The following is a 19072-nucleotide window of genomic DNA, read 5'->3' as shown; positions in this document are numbered from 1 at the left end:
TATGCTCCATCCCTTATTCGTCAAGGGCTGGCAGCTATCGAAACTAACTTAGCGCCCAAAAAAAACGCTGACAAGCCTTTTTAGACTTATCAGCGTAAACTTTTACTTATTTTTGCTGCACATCACTATTTTTGAGACTCAAACTCAACGCCCGTCGGGTCTCGCTCTAGTGCGACTTTCAGTACTTCATCAATCCACTGTACAGGGATGACTTCCAGATCAGCGATAACATTATCAGGAATCTCTTCCAAATCACGCTCGTTGTCTTTTGGAATTAGCACAGTCTTAATGCCGCCACGGTGTGCCGCAAGTAACTTTTCTTTTAGGCCACCGATAGGTAGGACTTCACCACGCAGTGTGATTTCACCCGTCATCGCTACCTCTGCTTTCACAGGGTTACCTGTCAGAGCTGAAACCAAAGCAGTACACATTGCAGTACCCGCACTTGGGCCATCTTTTGGCGTCGCGCCTTCCGGTACGTGCACGTGAATATCTTTCTTCTCGTAGAAGTCAGTATTGATACCCAGTTTTTCTGCACGAGAGCGAACTACTGTCATTGCGGCTTGGATAGACTCTTGCATCACGTCACCAAGAGAGCCCGTTTGCGTCAGCTTACCTTTACCTGGCATGGATTGAGTTTCAATCGTTAGCAGATCACCCCCCACTTCTGTCCAAGCTAGACCTGTCACTTGACCAATTCGGTTACTTTCATCCGCTTTACCGTAATCGAAACGTTGAACACCCAAGTACTCTTTTAGGTTGTCCATCGTTACCGTGACTGACTTGATGTCTTTATCCAGCAGGATGTTCTTCACGGCTTTACGGCAGATCTTAGAGATCTCACGTTCTAAGTTACGGACACCCGCTTCACGAGTGTAATAACGGATGATGCCAATAATCGCAGAGTCTTCAATGATGATCTCATCCGGTTTTAGACCATTGCGCTTCACTTGCTTATCAACAAGGTGACGTTTTGCAATGTTCAGCTTCTCGTCTTCGGTGTAACCAGATAAACGAATAACTTCCATACGGTCTAACAATGGACCTGGAATGTTCATCGAGTTCGACGTTGCAACAAACATAACGTCAGAAAGGTCGTAATCCACTTCTAAGTAGTGATCGTTGAACGAGTTATTCTGTTCAGGATCAAGTACTTCTAGTAGCGCTGATGCCGGATCGCCGCGCATATCTGAAGACATTTTGTCGATTTCGTCCAATAAGAACAATGGGTTCTTCACGCCAACTTTCGACATCTTCTGGATTAATTTACCTGGCAATGAGCCAATGTAAGTACGACGGTGACCGCGGATTTCTGCTTCATCACGTACACCACCCAGCGCCATACGAACGTACTTACGACCTGTAGCAGAAGCAATTGAACGACCAAGAGACGTTTTACCCACACCTGGAGGACCAACAAGACAAAGGATTGGACCTTTTAACTTATTGATTCGGTTTTGAACCGCCAAGTATTCAAGAATACGCTCTTTTACGCGCTCTAGACCGTAGTGGTCTTCATTAAGAATCTCTTCTGCTTTCGCTAAATTTTTCTTAACTTTTGAGCGTTTAGCCCAAGGCACGCTGACCATCCAATCGATGTAGCTACGAACCACTGTTGCTTCGGCAGACATCGGAGACATCATCTTAAGCTTTTGAAGCTCTTGCTCAGTCTTTTCACGTGCCTCTTGAGGCATTTTTGATTCGTCAATCTTCTTCTGCAGCGTTTCAAACTCGTCTGGTGCGTCTTCCATCTCACCAAGTTCTTTCTGAATCGCTTTCATTTGCTCATTCAGATAGTACTCACGCTGAGATTTTTCCATTTGCTTTTTAACGCGACCACGAATGCGTTTTTCAACTTGCAGCAAATCGATCTCTGATTCCATCTGGCCCATTAGGAATTCCAGACGCTCAGTGACATCAACTATTTCAAGTACTTGCTGCTTATCCACCAGCTTCAACGGCATATGAGCTGCAATAGTATCCGCTAAGCGAGCCGCTTCGTCGATACCGTTGAGTGAGGTTAGAACTTCTGGTGGAATCTTCTTGTTTAGCTTAATGAAGCCTTCAAACTGATTAATCGCACTGCGAACAATCACTTCTTGCTCACGCTCATCCAATTCTGGCGTAACCACAAATTCCGCTTCCGCTAGGAAGAAATCACTCTCTTTAAAGTGATTGATTTTCGCACGTTGCTGGCCTTCAACCAGTACTTTTACTGTGCCATCCGGAAGCTTCAGTAGCTGGAGAATGGTGGCTACCGTACCTACTTCAAATAGGTCGTCAACCGTAGGCTCGTCAGTATCAGCTTGCTTTTGTGCCACAAGAAGAACTTGTTTGTTGGTTTCCATCGCCGTTTCTAAACAGCTAATCGATTTCTCACGACCAACAAACAATGGAATAACCATGTGCGGGTAGACCACTACGTCACGTAGAGGTAGTACCGGGATCTCGATACGCTCGGAACGTTCCAAGTTCATATAATTCTCTCTTCCGCTTTCACGTTTACGTATTACTTATCGATTTATATGGGGGCTAATTGTTTGGATTCAATAAGAGAAATAAAAAAAGGAGGTAATTACTTACCTCCTTTTTCATTACGGCTGAATTTATTCTGCTCCAGCGGCCTGATTGTCTGAGTTGCTATAAATAAGCAATGGCTCTGACTCACCATTAATGACGGACTCATCAATCACGACCTTACTTACGTCTGTCGCAGATGGCAGTTCGTACATGGTTTCCAGTAATACGCCTTCAAGGATCGAGCGTAAACCACGAGCACCTGTTTTACGCTCCATTGCTTTCTTAGCGATAGCGCGCAGCGCATCTTCTCGGAACTCAAGTTCAGCGTTTTCAAGCTCAAACAATGCTGCGTATTGCTTGGTTAATGCGTTCTTCGGTTCACATAGGATCTGAATCAACGCTTCTTCATCAAGCTCAGTCAGTGTTGTTGTCACAGGAAGACGACCAATGAATTCTGGAATGAGTCCGTACTTCACTAGATCCTCAGGCTCAACCTGAGTAAATAGCTCACCCACGGTCTTCGATTCGTTTTTAGAACGAACTTCCGCACCGAAGCCAATACCTGTACCTGTTGCAACACGCTGCTCAATCACCTTATCTAGGCCAGCAAATGCACCACCACAGATGAACAGGATCTTCGACGTGTCCACTTGCAGGAATTCTTGCTGAGGGTGCTTACGACCACCTTGAGGTGGAACCGATGCAACCGTACCTTCGATAAGTTTTAGTAGCGCCTGCTGAACACCTTCACCAGATACGTCACGCGTAATAGATGGGTTTTCAGCTTTGCGTGAAATTTTATCAATTTCATCAATGTAGACGATGCCGCGTTCAGCTTTAGCTACATCGTAATCACATTTTTGCAGAAGCTTTTGGATGATGTTTTCAACGTCTTCACCCACATAACCAGCCTCGGTTAGTGTGGTTGCGTCTGCCATTGTAAATGGCACATCCAAGAATCGAGCTAATGTCTCAGCAAGTAGTGTTTTACCGCTACCTGTTGGGCCAATTAGAAGGATGTTACTTTTACCAAGCTCCACACCTTCACTCGTTGTATCACCATTGCGTAAACGCTTGTAGTGGTTATATACCGCAACTGCGAGCACTTTTTTCGCGTAATCTTGCCCGATCACATAGTCATCAAGGTGTTCACGGATCTGTTTTGGCGTTGGTAACGCTTCAGATTCTTTCTTAGGGAGAACATCCTTGATTTCTTCGCGAATAATATCGTTACATAAGTCGACACACTCGTCGCAAATGTACACTGACGGACCTGCGATTAGCTTGCGAACTTCGTGCTGACTTTTGCCGCAGAAAGAACAGTACAGCAATTTACCGCTGCCACTTTCTTTGCTTTTATCTGTCATTCGCTAACCTCTTAGCCTTTACTCTTCATGAATGAGTGTATATCAATTTTTGCCAAAATGCGCTGGCTAATTACTCGCCGCGGTGGCTTAACACTGCATCCACGATACCGTATTCCACAGCCTGCTCTGATGACATGAAGTTATCACGATCAGTATCGCGCTCAATGACTTCAAGAGGTTGGCCAGTATGTTCTGCTAACAACTTGTTTAGCTTCTGCTTAATGGTCAGAATTTCCTGAGCATGGATTTGGATATCAGAAGCTTGACCCTGGAAACCACCCAATGGTTGGTGGATCATTACACGAGAGTTAGGCAGTACGTAACGCTTACCTGGCGCACCACCCGCAAGCAGGAAGGCACCCATTGAACATGCTTGACCCATACATACAGTGCTGACATTTGGCTTAATAAACTGCATGGTATCGTAGATAGACATACCAGCTGTTACGCTGCCACCTGGCGAGTTGATGTATAGGAAAATATCTTTATCTGGATTTTCAGATTCTAGGAAAAGTAGCTGAGCCACGACAAGGTTTGCCATGTGGTCTTCCACTTGACCCGTTAAAAAAATCACGCGCTCTTTCAGCAGACGTGAGTAGATGTCGTAAGAGCGTTCGCCGCGGGAAGTTTGTTCAACCACCATTGGTACTAGCGCGTCCATAATTGGCGACATTGCATTTTTTTCTTGGTAGCTCATATTCTTATGTCCCTAAAATAAATGGCCCGGATGATGACTATCATACGGACCATTGTTAGCAGAATAGTTAACGTTAAGTCAACCTTCTACGCAAGATATTGCTTATTAAGCAGCAGGTTGTTGTTGGTTAAGTAGCTCGTTGAAGCCTACTTCTTTCTCAGAAACCTGTGCTTTAGCGATGATCGCGTCGATTGCTTGCTCTTCTAGAGCTACATTGCGCATGTTGTTCATCATTTCTTCGTTTTGCTCGTAGTAAGCAATAACTTCTGATGGATCTTCGTATGCAGTAGCCATTTCTTCAATTAGAGCTTTAACTTTCTCGTCGTCCGCTTTTAGCTCTTCAGACTTGATTACTTCACCTAGTAGAAGACCAACTACTACGCGACGTTTAGCTTGCTCTTCGAACAGCTCACGTGGAAGCTGAGCAGCAGCTTCTGGGTTACCACCGAAGCGTTGTGCAGCTTGTTGACGTAGAACTTGGATTTCTTGCTCGATAAGCGCTGATGGTACGTTGATGTCGTTTTGCTCAACTAGACCGTCAATCGCTTGCTCTTTGATGCGGTTCTTAACAGCTTGCTTAAGCTCGCGTTCCATGTTTTTACGAACTTCAGCTTTAAGTGCTTCAACACCGCCTTCAACAACACCGAACTTAGCAACGAACTCGTCGTTTAGTTCTGGTAGTTCACGAGCTTCAACTTTGTTCACTTTGATTGCGAACTTAGCTGCTTTACCTTTTAGGTTTTCAGCGTGGTAATCTTCTGGGAAAGTCACGTCGATGTCGAATTCCATACCTGCAGTTTTACCTGCGATACCGTCTTCGAAACCAGGAATCATGCGACCAGCGCCCATTTCTAGTGGGAAGTTCTCAGCTTTACCGCCTTCGAATTCTTCACCGTCGATAGAGCCAACGAAGTCAATGCTTACGCGTTTGCCATCTTCTGCTGCTTCTTCAACTTCAACCCAAGTTGCTTGTTGCTTACGTAGAGTATCGATCATCTCTTCTACGTCTGCGTCTTTAACTTCAGTTAGCGGTTTTTCAACAGTGATGTTTTCTAGACCTTTAAGCTCAACTTCTGGGTAAACTTCAAAAGTTGCAGTGAAAACTAGGTCTGAACCTTCTTTGTTTTCTACAGGAGCGAAAGTTGGAGCGCCAGCTGGGTTGATTTTCTCTTTAACGATAGCTTCGATGAAGTGGCGTTGCATAACTTCACCAAGAACGTCTTGACGTACTGCTTTGCCGTACATCTTAGCAACCATTTTTAGAGGCACTTTACCCTTACGGAAACCATCGAAACGACGGTTTTTAGCGATGTTGCGTAGTTCAGCTGTTACAGCGTCTTCGATGTTTGCAGCTGGAACAGTAATGTTTAGACGGCGCTCTAGGCCCTCTAGCGTTTCAACAGTAACTTGCATTATATATAAACCTCTAAAGTGGCTCGGTTTTCCGAGCGTATGAGCGAAACTCAGCGGAGCTTACGCTTCATCCTTGTGTAGTGTTCTGTCCGAACACCTAATTTAAATCGAGTATCGATACTGTTTGTCAGTACCGGACTAATCAGTGATATCTTCGATAAAATTACCAAAGGTATCTCCTATTAGCCTCAGGACAGAATTTTTAGACGCGACATTCTAGCGATCTGTCGCAACCCTGTCGAGCCAATAGCCACTATGTGGACATTGTCTGCGCTAAATTCTCGAATGCTGACCCATTTTTTCTTCAAAAATGCGATTCAAACACCGTCTAAGTATCGTCAGCATATCTAGAATGGGGACAATAGCGACTTTTTCAAGAGAATCGACCGGTTTTTTTATCGAAAAGCCTAAAAAGAGATCTTGCTCTTGTTTTACTCCACAGAGTTGAAAACTAAATCCCTAATCCTCCCTACAAACTATTAACATTTTCTTACGTGACCAAAGGAAAGGTTTAAGGAGTGTAAGGATGTCGCAAAAAAACCGGATTCTGCTGACTTTTTTTGCCTTCTATTTCCTTTGCGCAATCATAGGTGGTCATTGGGTTTGGCAGACTAGTTATCAATCATTGCTTGATAAACACCAGTCCCAACTTGAGCAATTTTCTAGTCATATTAAAAACAAACTCGATAAATACGCCCATATCCCTAATCTTCTGGCTAAAGATGACCCTCTCCATCAAGCGTTACTGCATCCAAATAACAGTGCCCAACTGGAACTCACCAATCGGTATTTAGAATCCGTTAATGACGTGATTGAAGCGGCAGATACCTATTTAATCGATCAATGGGGTACGACGGTCGCGGCCAGCAACTGGCGTAAAGAGCGATCTTTTATTGGACGAAATTTTGCGTTCCGCCCTTATTTCAAACAAGCAATCGTTGGGGAACGAAGCCAATACTACGCGCTGGGTTCGACTTCGGGTAAGCGTGGCTACTACTATTCTTATCCGATCATATACGCGGGCGGCGTCCTTGGTGTGGTCGTGGTTAAGATGGACTTGAGTAAGATAGAAGACAACTGGCAGCAGCCAAATAGTGTGTTCGTCGCGAGCGATCCGCACGGGATTGTTTTCATGAGCAGCCGAAGTGATTGGCTACTCAAAAGCTTACAACCACTGACTGAGAATGAAAGAAAACAAGTTTGGGCAAGCCGACAATACCTTGATGAGCCAATTGAAACTCTAGGACTGGTGGGCAATGTGGAGGAAACGCATTCTGAGCTAAAACAAGGTTACCCATATAACAAAGGGACCTTGGTGGTCTCTTCGTTGCCCCTACCAGAGCTCAAGCTGACCATCCGTGTACTATCTCCCAAGCAGTCTATCGTCTGGCTTACGATGGGTTACATTTTTGTACTTACTCTTGCATTCACCGTGTTGTTGTTAATTGGCCAGCTCATCTATCACCGTCAACAACGCCACTTACAACTTGAGAGAATTCAGCAAGAGGCAAATCAAAAACTTGAATATCAAGTCATGGCTCGCACCGCAGAATTGCAAGCAGAAATCGCCCAGAGAATTGAAACCGAACAAACACTTCGCCTAACGCAAGACGAACTCGTTCAAGCTGCGAAACTAGCAGTATTAGGGCAAATGTCAGCCAGTATCAGTCATGAACTGAATAATCCACTTGCGGCCATTCGCAGCTTTGCTGAAAACGGCAAGCTGTTCCTCCAAAAAGAAAAATATGAGCGAGTGGAAGATAATCTAACTCGCATCTCAGCCCTCACTGATCGTATGGCAAACATCAGTCAGCAGCTTCGTTCTTTCGCTAAAAAAACCAGTGGAAACGAGCTGGCTCAATCTCGTTTGTTTCCAGTAATTGCCTCAGTCAAAGAGCTGATGAAACCCGCACTTAAATCTGCACGTGTCACGCTAAAAATGCAGGTACCAGAGCACGATGTTGAAGTTCAGATCAATATCATTCAACTTGAACAAGTGTTGGTTAATCTGCTGACCAATGCGATAGAGGCTCTCAAAGAGCAACAAGACAAACAAGTACAGTTATCCGTAGAGCAAGACGAACATGCCGGTTTGATTTGGATTCATGTAGATGACAATGGTCCAGGGCTTGGAGATTTCTCACTTTCGGACTTATGTGAGCCTTTCCTAACTACCAAACAAAATGGGTTAGGTTTAGGGCTCTCCATCTCGCAACAAATCTTAGCCAGTATGAACGGAAGATTATGTGCCCAAAATCGAGAACAAGGCGGAGCTCGATTTTCGTTGTGTTTACCTATCGCTCCTAACAACACAGAACAATCAAAAGGATGAGATCATGTGTCAGGTGTTTTTTATTGATGATGAAGCCGATCTTAGACTGGCAATAGAACAAACGTTTGAATTGGCAGATATCGATGCCACATTCTTTCCAGACGCTGAATCTGCCTTACTCGCCATTAAGCAGGGAGCCGAGCCAGGTGTGGTGATTACCGATATTTGCTTACCCGGTATTTCAGGGATGGATTTACTGAATACCCTTGTACGAAAAGACACCCATCTTCCCGTGATTATGATTACTGGTCATGGCGATATCTCAATGGCGGTTAATGCGTTACACCAAGGAGCGTATGATTTTATCGAAAAGCCATTCCCACCAGAGCACCTAGTTGAAACCGTCAAGCGCGCCATTGAGAAGCGCCAATTAACGGTTGAAAACGAGAAGTTACGCCTGTCTCTCAAGGCAAGTAAAACGCTCGGACCTCGTGTTATCGGAGAAACGTCTAGCATTCAAATGTTACGCGAAACCATTGCTCACATCGCCGATACTGATGCAGATATCTTATTGTTTGGCGAGACTGGTACAGGTAAAGAGTTAATCGCCCGCTCTTTGCATGAGCAAAGCTCTCGACGGAACCAAAACTTTGTCGCAGTAAATTGTGGTGCAGTACCAGAGAATTTGATTGAGAGCGAACTCTACGGGCATGAAAAAGGCGCATTTACTGGCGCAGAAAGCCGCCGTATCGGTAAGTTTGAATTTGCTCAAGGCGGTACACTTTTCTTGGATGAAATCGAGTCAATGCCAATCCAAGCCCAAATCCGTTTACTGAGAGTACTGCAAGAGCGTGTGATTGAGCGTGTCGGCTCGAATGAACTCTTGCCCTTAGATATTCGAGTGATTGCCGCCACCAAAGTCGATTTGAAACGTGCTGCTGAAGAGGGAACCTTTCGCCAAGATCTTTACTATCGACTGAATGTGGTTACCTTAGATCTCCCGCCACTGCGTGAACGGAAAGAAGACATCCCTGCCCTCTTCCATCATTTCCTATTGGTAGCGGCTTCACGTTACGGTAAAAGCTCTCCTAGCTTGTCATCCCACGACCTCGCCCAACTGATGAACCATGACTGGCCAGGCAATGTTCGCGAACTAAGAAATGCAGCTGAACGTTTCGTGCTATTGGGTAAATTAATTCAGTTAGGAGAATCGACTCCGGTTGCCAAGCCTTCTTCAAGTCTTGCAGAACAAGTAGCAGAGTTCGAGAGAGCAGCCATTGAAGGCGCATTACTGGAAAATAACGGCAGCATTAAACAGACAATGGCGCAACTGAATGTGCCTCGAAAAACTCTGTATGACAAAATGCAACGCTATCAAATAGATAAAGAGCTCTACAAATAAAACGATTCTCAAGGATTGGTATTATATCCAACTTGAATCATAATTTTTAATAACTGATTCATCATGGTTGTTACGGATATGAACGAGAAAGTGAGAATACCGATCATTACAGATACCGTGATGGTAGACGGGCAATATCAAGAAGAGAGACGTTCAGGCGAAGAGCGGCGCAAGAATAAAAAGAAGTGGCGAAGCTACGAGCGGCGAGTCCACCCAGACCCTCGTAGGCCTAGCTACAAACCCATAGACGAAGAGGTGTGAATCATCACACCTCTTTTGTTTTTCTTCAAATATCTGGTGCCATTATTTAGTGATGATTTCTGGCCCCATCAAGGTGGTTGGTAACCAAGTCGACACCCATGGCACGTACGTTACAATAATGAGGAATAGGAACATCACCGCCACCCATGGCAGTGCGGCTTTTACTACGTTCATCATCGACATTTTGGCGACACCTGCAGTAACAAACAAGTTAAGCCCAACAGGTGGTGTTATCATACCTATCTCCATATTCACCACCATCATAATACCTAAGTGAATTGGGTCGATCCCCAGTGCTATCGCAATTGGGAACACCAGTGGTGCAACAATGATCAATAAGCCTGATGGCTCCATAAATTGACCACCAATCAACAGCAATACGTTCACCACAATCAAGAAGGTGATTGGTCCTAAACCAGCTGACATCATTGACTCTGTGATCATTTGCGGGATGCGCTCTTCCGTGAGAACGTGCTTCAAAATTAACGCATTGGCAATAATGAAAAGCAGCATGATGGTGAGTTTACCCGCTTCATACAGCGTGTGTTTGGTGTCTTTATGAACGAAGGTTTGGAAGATTTTAACGAGCGCAGGTTTAGTGTTTTTATTGTCTGCAAATGGCCCCATGTCTTTGTATACAAAGTTGGCAATAAAGAACGAGTACACAGCAGCAACTGCAGCGGCTTCTGTTGGGGTGAAAATACCGCCATAAATACCACCGAGAATGATCACCACCAGCAACAAACCCCAGCTTGCATCCTTAGCTGCATCAAACGTCTCTTTCCAACCGACAAATGGTTGTTTTGGCAGGTTCTTAATACGGGCAGCAATATAGATCGCTATCATCAGCATGACGCCAGCCAACAAACCCGGTATCACACCACCGAGAAACATGCGTCCAACTGACACATCGGTCGCGGCAGCGTAAACTACCATAACGATAGACGGCGGAATCAAAATCCCTAGCGTACCTGCGTTACAAATTACGCCGGCCGCAAACTCTTTTGAGTAACCGTTTTTGATCATACCTGCGATAACGATGCTACCTATGGCAACAACCGTTGCTGGAGATGAACCTGATAGCGCGGCAAACATCATACACGCGACAACCGAAGCCATCGCTAAACCACCACGGAACCAGCCTACAATCGCAATCGCGAAACGAATGATCCGTTTTGCTACACCACCTGTCGACATAAAGCTTGAAGCTAAAATGAAGAATGGAATTGCTAATAGAGTGTAGTGTCCAGCAAATGCATTAAACAACGTTTGAGCAACAGACGCCAAAGACGCATCCGAATGAATCAAAAGGAAAAGAATACTGGAAAGACCCAGAGAAACTGCGATTGGCACTCCGACGAGCATGAAACCAATCACCATCAAAAATAGAAACAAGATATCCATGGCTTATTGCTCCTTGCTCTTAGAATTGTCTGAGGCCTTTGGAGCCATAAGATCACCGGCATCACCCATCTCTTCTTGAAGCGCCTCTAGCTCTTCTTCCGCTTCATGTCCTGCAATCAGTCGGTCGAGCTTTCCGGTAGCAATTTGCCATGTTGCCTGAGCAAATCTCAGCGTTAGCAACGCCATACCAAGCGGCAAAGCGAAATAAGGAATAAAACGTGGCAGCTTTTCGTAACGCTCTCCCTCGTTTAACCAATCCGCCATAAACTGAAGCATTTCCGGCATTGGAATATCATCCGTTTCATACCACGCTCGGTCTGTGGCGAACGGATACCAGTAGTTCCAAGAGCCAATTAAAAGCAAAATAGAGAAGGCTAAACAGCATATTGCAGCAAATAACGCCAAGGCTTTTCGTTTGCCCTCTGGCACTATATTGATGATCACATCAACACCAATATGAAAGTGTTTTTTCACACCGTAAGAAGCGCCGACCAACACCATCCATGCGAACATAAAGACGGTGAGCTCAAGCGCCCAAAGAATATTGTCGTTAAAGACATAACGAAAGATGACATTGGCAAAGGTTAACAAGGTCATGGCACCTAAGAAGAAAGCAATCAAAGTCTCTTCAATGGCATCGGTGATTCGTCCAGCCTTGGCAAAAAAAGTCTGTTCCATAATTACATCACGTCGTCTGTAGGGGAAAAGAGCCCCCTCTAATCGAGAGGGCTAAGCGTGCTAGGCGTTATTATTTTTGGTTAGAAGCCAAAGCGGCTTCAATTAGGTCAGAACCAATGTCTTTTTCAAACTTCTTCCATACTGGCTGAAGTGCAGTGACCCATTCTTGGCGCTGCTCTGGCGTTAACGTGCGAACCACACCACCAGCTTCGATGATGTTGTTTTTGTTCGCAAGGTTCACCTTGGTCGACTCAGCATTACGCTGCGCTGTCACCTCTTGGATGATTGTGTTTAGCTGCTCGCGCTGATCGTCTGGTAAGTTTTTCCAGAAGTCGTTTGACGTCACCACTAGGTAATCCAGAATCCCGTGGTTCGTTTCCGTAATGCCATCTTGAACTTCGAAGAACTTTTTGCCGTAGATGTTTGACCAAGTATTTTCTTGACCATCAATAACCTTAGTTTGCAGGCCACCGTACACTTCTTTGAATGACATTTTTTGCGGGTTTGCGCCTAGCTGTTCAAACTGAGCAACGAGAACGTCAGAAGCTTGAACACGGAACTTAAGCCCTTCAGCATCGGCTGGAGAAATGAGCGGCTTGTTGGCTGACATTTGCTTCATGCCATTATGCCAAAACGCAATACCTTGTAGGCCACGTCGTTTCATTGAGTTTTTCAGCTTTTCACCGGCTTCAGAGTTTTGGAAGCGGTCAACAGCGTCGACATCGTCGAATAAGAAAGGCAGATCGAAAAGGCGGTACTTTTTGGTGAATTTCTCAAACTTAGAAAGAGAAGGTGCAGCGAGTTGAACATCACCATTTAGTAGTGCTTCCAATACCTTATCATCATCGTAAAGCGTTGAGTTCGGAAACACCTGCATACAGACTTTACCGTTCATCTCTTCGTTAACGCGTTTTTCAAGTAACGAAGCCGCAATACCTTTTGGGTGTTTGTCCGCGTTCGTTACATGGCTGAACTTGATGACCGTTTCACCTGGGTCACAATTCGCGGCAGCGTTAAAGCTCGTTACAGCAAGCGCAGAGACAGATAGTAGAGTTAGAGGCTTAAACATTATTATTCTCCTTGTTGAATCACATCCCATCCCGTCCATGAATAACTAGGTATTAGGCGATGGGTACGGATGTTCAACAAAGAGCAATTAATGGACCATGTTAAAATTCATATGTATTTCAATAAATTAACAAAGCCCATTAACATGAACACAGAGTATAACGAGTGAATTCCACCCAAGAAAAAGATTCAAATGGGTGGGAAATGACCCATTTATGAAGAACAGCTTATCTCCATTTTCTTCCCCCATTCTGGTGGCAATTTCGCGTAATCATCAAACTCGGGTTGCTCATCAAATGGGCGCTTTAACAGTTCGGCCAATCGGTGTAATTCGCTAAAGTCCCCTTCTTCCGCTTTATCAATCGCCAACTGAGCCAAGTAGTTACGCAAGATGTATTTGGGATTGGCTTGACGCATCTGTTCGCAACGCTGTTCGGCTGAAATCAGGCCCCCTAGTTCATCAACCTCTAGCTCACATCGAGCTAAGTACAGATCAAGCCAAGCTCGCGCAGCTTCTCGGTCGAGAAACAAGTCGATTACGGATTGAGAAGAATCAGTATCAAGATTTGAAAGCGTTCTAAAGAAGCGAGTGTAATCCGTGTTATTTTGGTGAAGGAGCTCAAACATTGCTTCAAATAAACGCCCATCTTCCGCGATCTGGGTTTTTAAACCCAACTTCTCACGCATTAGGCGGCTGAACTGCTGACTCAACCGGACTTCAAATTGGCTCAACGACGCTTCTAAATCTTCTCGCTCAACGAGTGGCGATAGCGCATGCGCGAGCGCTGAGAGGTTCCAAAGCGCAATTCTTGGCTGTTGGTCAAATGCATAACGGCCTTGGTAGTCGGAATGATTACAAATATATCCCGGCTCATAATCATCAAGAAAACCAAACGGGCCGTAATCAAACGTTTGACCAAGGATCGACATGTTGTCGGTGTTCATTACCCCATGAGCAAACCCATACGCTTGCCAATAAGCAATCATGTCCGCTGTTTTCTGAACAATTTCACCAAACATTGCGGCGTATGGCTTCTCTGCCGACGCACAATCAGCAAAGTGCCACTCGATCACTTTGTCCGCCAGCAACTTCTGCTCTGCCAATTGATTGGTATAGAAAAAATGCTCGAAATGGCCAAAACGCACGTGGGTCTCCGCCATACGAATCAACATTGCGCCGAATTCTGTTTTCTCGCGATAAACCGGCGTGTCACTGACCATCATGCCAAGAGCACGAGTCGTCGGGATCCCAAGCCCTGCCATGGCTTCACTACATAGATACTCACGAATGGTTGAGCGCAACACCGCCCTGCCGTCCCCCATTCGCGAGTAGGGGGTTAGCCCCGCGCCTTTAAGGTGAATATCAAACCAAGTGCCATCTTGATGCTCAATTTCCGCCAACAGCAATCCACGTCCATCGCCCAAGTCTGGGTTGTAAACGCCAAACTGATGTCCTGCGTATTTCATCGCCAAAGGACGAAATTGTTCGAATTGGCTTTGCCCAGAAAAAACCGCCAATAGCTCATCGTTTTGCTCTGCTGGTAAACCAAACTGCTGCGCAAACTCACCATTCCAAGCGACCCAACGAGTATTATCCAAGGGTTGCGGCTCGACCAAAGTATAGAAAGCTGACGGTAATTGACTAAAGCGATGGGTGAAACTGACCCGTTGCCAAATGGACATGTGGGGTTCCTTAATAAAAAGAAGTACTGATGTCAGTATACGTGTGAACGTCACTGTCATTCAGCCATGAAATGGTCATGGGTATTTTGCGTGAATAACGCGAAGGCAGTAGGAAGGTATTAACCCGCTGCATACCACCTCACAAACGAAAGTGGTATGTAAAAGCGATCAAATGATTAAGCGGAAAACTCTTCACCCGTTTTTGGTGGCTCTGATGGTGTATCAAAACGAGCACGTTCAATATCCACGACCGTTTTATAGCTCAACGATAACAAAGCCAACTGGTACGCACCGAAAATACCATAGGCAACACCCACAAGACTCAGCATGAAGAGGTTAGTAAAGTGACTAAAGATAAGCTGACTGAGCAATCCCGCGCCCAATGGAATTAAGCCCATCAAAATGAATACTTGTTTGTTGTATGGTCTGCTTTGGTTCCACGAACGACGCAAGCTGCGCGGCTGATGATCCATTGCGGTCGCAGGCAATACAAATGACCAGCGCGCCATCACCCAATAGCCCGGAATGCTTGCAACCGTTGTGATAAACGCCATGGCGACAAAATCGGGTTCACCACTTTCTGCAATATAGAGAAACGACAACACAAAGATTGGGATACCAATGACGAGCATCATCATCAACCCAAATAATATCCACCAGCCAATGAAACGGAATTCTCTGGCTGACAAGCGAAATACATCCAACGCTGAGTGCATGTAATCGCCAACCAAATAAATTCGGTGTACACGCACAGCCGCCATCGCGGCAACAAGTGGGTATAAAATGATTGTGACGAAATAAAATCCCGCGATGTTTCCTTCTTGAGCGTTCGCTTGATCTTGCCCCGTCATTTCAGGATACATAAACACAAAAATTGAGTGCACGATGATCAATGGAATACAAGCAATGACAATTGCGAGTAGGTTCCGTCTGACCATAACTGCTGCTTCTCGGCATATTGCCGAAACAGAAAAGTCCTCGGTTGACATACAACATCCTTAATTTATAAAAATCTGCCCATAGGGTAACCGCTGAATAGAAAAATCGCTTTAAAAATAATGAGAAACACATCTCATAAGATAATGAGAAGTATTAGGAAGTAAAACAGGCACAAAAAATAAGCCACTCAATGTGAGTGGCTTATACCGTAATTCGATATCGTTTTAGACGCGGCGTCGCCAGCCCAATGCAACGAGTAACATCAGAGCCCAATAAGAAACACTGCCGCTACCTTCAGAGTTCTTGAATGTCGTTGTTTTCAAGGAAGCGACAACCGTCACAGTCACTTCTCCCATTGCGGTAGCACCGTTGCCATCTGAAACCGTGTATTGCAGCTTGATGTTATCAACCGCACTATCCGGAGCTTGAAAACGAATTTTGCCATTTTCTACACTCGCACTTCCCACGCCCGTTAGGTTCTGTACGCTTTCTACAACCAGTTTATCGCCATTCACATCCGAATCATTGCCAGCAGCATCAATCACAATGCTTTCACCAACGGTAACGGTCGCCGTATCTGCTAACGTGACTGGCGCTGCGTTTTGCATGGTTAAATTGACGGTAGCACTGGAGGTTTCATTACTTGGATCAGTAACAGTTAGACGGAATGTCAGAACCTCACCCGCTTTTATACCTTGAGGCACTGTAAAGCTTGCCGTAGCACTGGTCGAATTTCCGATAGAAACTGAAGTACCAGCCAATTGCTCCCATCGGTAGTTCAACACATCGCCATCCGCATCTGTGCTGTTTGCCGCCGACAATGTTACTTTCTGTCCAGCAGTAATCTTTTGGCTATCCACATCGATGAGCGCTTTTGGTGCTTCATTACTACCAAGTACTTCGACCTGCACGCTCACAACCGAAGACGAATACACGCCGTCCGTAGACAGCAAACGATATTGGAAGCTGTCCAAACCAACGAAGTTAGCTTCAGGTTGGTATTGGTTGCCAGAAATGGTGCCGTGCTCAGGCTTCTGCACAATGTCCACATTGAACTGATATCCTATGGCCATGAAATCATTGTCAATCAAGTTCAGATCGATTGGCGTATTCTTATCGGTTTGCAGTGAGTCAGCTTTCGCTTCAACAATGTTGTTCGCCTCCACATTCAAGAGTGCTGCAAACGGAACATAAGAGAACCCGGCTTGCTCTAAACCAAACGTACCTATCTCATTGTAATTACCAGTCCACATTACAGGCAGGGATGATTTTTCAGTTTTTAGTAAGCGGCCAAAGTCAAAGTTCGATTCAAATTCACCGCCTTCTAATTCCACTACTAACAGGTGCTGACCCGCACTTAATTGGCTCGGTTGAGGGAATAAAATTCGGGATGGCTTTTGGAAGCTACCTTGCTGTAAAAGTTCAGCATTGTTCTGATCCAATATTAATCGGTAGCCCACGTTACCTGAGAATGGGAATCGCCATACTCGATAAGTCATGTCACTTTGAGCGCTATTGCTTTGCGCGTAAAGTTGAAGACCATCAAGCTTTGTCTCAGCATTCAAATCCAATGATACCGCCAGAGTGTTACTGCCACTTGCGTACACATAACCTTGGTGAAGAGAGTTCAACCATGCCGATTTATTTGGCTCGTTTATATGCTCAAGAGAAAAACTGCCGCCGTTGGTATTGCTGGCAATGTTGGAAATACGAACCCCAGTATCAAACCCGGCGATCGCTCTCAAACCCGGGGTCGATGTATCTGAAATGACATTGCCACCATTAGGATACAAATCGCCGGCATCACTGCTTCCATCATGTTCTAACTCATTCAGACCATCGGCCTGCATGATTTGAACCTGCATCGCGCCAACATCGTTAAAGCGATTCTGGACATTAACCGACGTCGCTAGTATGCCTTCTGCCGCCAATGCTCGGTCGTAACCGCTAAAGGTACGGTTTTCCAAATAAACGCGTGGGCCAAACTCTTTCAAGTACGGGTCGAGATACACCAGTTTGACATCGTCGTTATTCACGGAAATAGGCATCGGGCTTTCATGAGTGATCGTTGGTACAACGAAACCAGCGGCGTGTTTACTCCAGGCGCTCATGTTCACTGGCGTGTCTCCTGCGTATGAGTCTCCCGGTTTCTGTGCCCATGAACCACCACCCATCACGCCCCAAGAACCGATCGAGGCATCACTGTTCCTTGCGTACAAATCCGGCAAGCCAAGCATTAAATGGCCAAGCTCATGTACGATCACGCCTAACGTCGCTTGATGATCAACTTGGTAGTCAGCAAACACACAATAATCGGCAATTTTTTTGCCATCTAGTGTCACATCGTCGTGAGAGAATTTATGAGGCCAAATAGAAGGACGATCAAGGAATCCGGTTGAACGGTCGCCACCAGCAAAAATAAACATCACTGACAACTCTGACGGTTCTACGGTACCATTTTGATTGCTGTCGTAAGCCGAAAGATTAAAGTACGGATCCAGTTTTTGATACGCTTCGGTGAAGACCGCATTCAACTTGGCAGTGCAAGTCTTGTCTGTTGAACTAGAGTGGCAATTTGGGTGGCTTTGCGCCACGGTCACATTGATCACACCATCATTCGCGGCACCATAACTCTCAATCGCAGGGACAACTTTGAATTTCCCTTGAGAGTTTTTATCAAAATAATCGACAACGCTTTGGCCATCGGTATTAAACACACGTTGTTCGAAGTCATGCACCATCGCTTGATCATCAAAGGAGACTTGCACAACCAACAGTGGTTGCTGCTTCACCGATGAGCTACTCATCGCCTGATAACCTTGCGCCGAACGCAATAGATTTTGGCGCGCCATCGGTTCAATGGTTTTTAGAGAAGATAACTGCGGCTTAACTTGTAGATCCGGGCGAAACTTCGCCGATTCAGGCGCATTACTCGATTGAGTTTTAGCAACACCCGTCGAGCGCAACGTTGGGATGTCTGACTCGCGCTGAATCTGTGCAAAAAACCAAATACCATCTTCATGAACCAAGGCATTACCTTGTTTATCTTCAAACCAGTGGAAATCGGCAGTGCCGCGTAAAATTGCCTCACTAGAGGTACCATCGCTCAACGCAATAGTATGCCAAACTGGTGATGGCGGAGTAGTTGCCATGCTCTTACCTGCAAGAAGCGCAGTTAGCATAGTCAAGGCGAGTGTGTTGAACTTCAAAGTACGGCTCCATCTTTTCGATTCGTTTAATTCCAAGCACAGCCAGTACACAGTAACCCATAAACATAGAATGAGGTTAAGTGGCTAACGACTAAGGCTGGTATCAATTCGCTCAGATAACACAATATTATTTAGCATCACGTTACAAAAGCGTCGGAT

13 protein-coding genes are annotated in these 19072 nt (G+C 45.4%); 3 read left to right on the top strand and 10 right to left on the bottom strand.

Annotated features, from left to right (window positions below):
- Window positions 1-125: 125 nt before the first annotated feature.
- From lon to tig, 4 genes are all read right to left on the bottom strand, one after another.
- Window positions 126-2477, bottom strand: a complete 2352-nt coding sequence (gene lon / locus ACZ5ZC_RS12615; RefSeq protein WP_005390529.1) for an endopeptidase La — start codon at window positions 2475-2477, stop codon at window positions 126-128.
- Between the two features lie 129 nt (window positions 2478-2606).
- Window positions 2607-3887, bottom strand: a complete 1281-nt coding sequence (clpX, locus tag ACZ5ZC_RS12610) for an ATP-dependent protease ATP-binding subunit ClpX (protein ID WP_005390528.1) — start codon at window positions 3885-3887, stop codon at window positions 2607-2609.
- Between the two features lie 70 nt (window positions 3888-3957).
- Complete coding sequence (gene clpP / locus ACZ5ZC_RS12605) at window positions 3958-4584, bottom strand: ATP-dependent Clp endopeptidase proteolytic subunit ClpP (protein ID WP_005382347.1); 627 nt, start codon at window positions 4582-4584, stop codon at window positions 3958-3960.
- Window positions 4585-4689: 105 nt separating this feature from the next.
- Window positions 4690-5997: a trigger factor gene (gene tig, locus ACZ5ZC_RS12600; RefSeq protein WP_005390526.1), complete on the bottom strand. Its 1308-nt coding sequence runs from the start codon at window positions 5995-5997 to the stop codon at window positions 4690-4692.
- 526 nt (window positions 5998-6523) lie between these two features.
- Here tig and ACZ5ZC_RS12595 point away from each other — a divergent pair.
- The 3 genes from ACZ5ZC_RS12595 (at window position 6524) to ACZ5ZC_RS12585 (ending at window position 9932) form a co-directional block, all read left to right on the top strand.
- On the top strand, window positions 6524-8329 hold the full coding sequence (locus ACZ5ZC_RS12595; protein ID WP_395185568.1) for a sensor histidine kinase: 1806 nt from the start codon (window positions 6524-6526) through the stop codon (window positions 8327-8329).
- 4 nt (window positions 8330-8333) lie between these two features.
- On the top strand, window positions 8334-9671 hold the full coding sequence (locus ACZ5ZC_RS12590) for a sigma-54-dependent transcriptional regulator (RefSeq protein ID WP_005390512.1): 1338 nt from the start codon (window positions 8334-8336) through the stop codon (window positions 9669-9671).
- Between the two features lie 78 nt (window positions 9672-9749).
- Window positions 9750-9932: a hypothetical protein gene (locus ACZ5ZC_RS12585; protein ID WP_041853050.1), complete on the top strand. Its 183-nt coding sequence runs from the start codon at window positions 9750-9752 to the stop codon at window positions 9930-9932.
- A gap of 42 nt (window positions 9933-9974) precedes the next feature.
- Here ACZ5ZC_RS12585 and ACZ5ZC_RS12580 read toward each other — a convergent pair whose 3' ends face one another.
- The 6 genes from ACZ5ZC_RS12580 to ACZ5ZC_RS12555 form a co-directional block, all read right to left on the bottom strand.
- Entirely contained in the window at window positions 9975-11336 is a 1362-nt protein-coding gene (locus ACZ5ZC_RS12580; protein ID WP_053807126.1) for a TRAP transporter large permease, read from the bottom strand.
- 3 nt (window positions 11337-11339) lie between these two features.
- Entirely contained in the window at window positions 11340-12014 is a 675-nt protein-coding gene (locus ACZ5ZC_RS12575; protein ID WP_054867871.1) for a TRAP transporter small permease, read from the bottom strand.
- A gap of 70 nt (window positions 12015-12084) precedes the next feature.
- The gene (locus tag ACZ5ZC_RS12570; protein ID WP_005390503.1) at window positions 12085-13083 is read right to left on the bottom strand and encodes a TRAP transporter substrate-binding protein; all 999 of its coding nucleotides are present in this window, start codon (window positions 13081-13083) and stop codon (window positions 12085-12087) included.
- Window positions 13084-13295: 212 nt separating this feature from the next.
- Complete coding sequence (locus ACZ5ZC_RS12565; RefSeq protein ID WP_464931954.1) at window positions 13296-14765, bottom strand: protein adenylyltransferase SelO; 1470 nt, start codon at window positions 14763-14765, stop codon at window positions 13296-13298.
- A 176-nt stretch (window positions 14766-14941) separates the two neighbouring features.
- Window positions 14942-15754, bottom strand: coding sequence for a hypothetical protein (locus ACZ5ZC_RS12560; RefSeq protein WP_005390499.1), 813 nt, complete (start codon window positions 15752-15754; stop codon window positions 14942-14944).
- A gap of 174 nt (window positions 15755-15928) precedes the next feature.
- Window positions 15929-18913 (bottom strand): M6 family metalloprotease domain-containing protein, encoded by a 2985-nt coding sequence (locus ACZ5ZC_RS12555; RefSeq protein WP_464931953.1) that lies wholly within the window; start codon window positions 18911-18913, stop codon window positions 15929-15931.
- Window positions 18914-19072 lie beyond the last annotated feature (159 nt).

It is taken from the genome of Vibrio sp. JCM 18905, from assembly GCF_055393305.1.
This window is presented reverse-complemented; position numbering and strand designations above follow the sequence as displayed.

Excerpts from the sequence above, each read along its gene's own strand:
- lon (WP_005390529.1), bottom strand. The coding sequence starts at position 2,477 with ATGAACTTGGAACGTTCCGAGCGTATCGAGATCCCGGTACTACCTCTA.
- clpX (WP_005390528.1), bottom strand. The coding sequence starts at position 3,887 with ATGACAGATAAAAGCAAAGAAAGTGGCAGCGGTAAATTGCTGTACTGT.
- clpP (WP_005382347.1), bottom strand. The coding sequence starts at position 4,584 with ATGAGCTACCAAGAAAAAAATGCAATGTCGCCAATTATGGACGCGCTA.
- tig (WP_005390526.1), bottom strand. The coding sequence starts at position 5,997 with ATGCAAGTTACTGTTGAAACGCTAGAGGGCCTAGAGCGCCGTCTAAAC.
- ACZ5ZC_RS12595 (WP_395185568.1), top strand. The coding sequence starts at position 6,524 with ATGTCGCAAAAAAACCGGATTCTGCTGACTTTTTTTGCCTTCTATTTC.
- ACZ5ZC_RS12590 (WP_005390512.1), top strand. The coding sequence starts at position 8,334 with ATGTGTCAGGTGTTTTTTATTGATGATGAAGCCGATCTTAGACTGGCA.
- ACZ5ZC_RS12585 (WP_041853050.1), top strand. The coding sequence starts at position 9,750 with ATGAACGAGAAAGTGAGAATACCGATCATTACAGATACCGTGATGGTA.
- ACZ5ZC_RS12580 (WP_053807126.1), bottom strand. The coding sequence starts at position 11,336 with ATGGATATCTTGTTTCTATTTTTGATGGTGATTGGTTTCATGCTCGTC.
- ACZ5ZC_RS12575 (WP_054867871.1), bottom strand. The coding sequence starts at position 12,014 with ATGGAACAGACTTTTTTTGCCAAGGCTGGACGAATCACCGATGCCATT.
- ACZ5ZC_RS12570 (WP_005390503.1), bottom strand. The coding sequence starts at position 13,083 with ATGTTTAAGCCTCTAACTCTACTATCTGTCTCTGCGCTTGCTGTAACG.
- ACZ5ZC_RS12565 (WP_464931954.1), bottom strand. The coding sequence starts at position 14,765 with ATGTCCATTTGGCAACGGGTCAGTTTCACCCATCGCTTTAGTCAATTA.
- ACZ5ZC_RS12560 (WP_005390499.1), bottom strand. The coding sequence starts at position 15,754 with ATGTCAACCGAGGACTTTTCTGTTTCGGCAATATGCCGAGAAGCAGCA.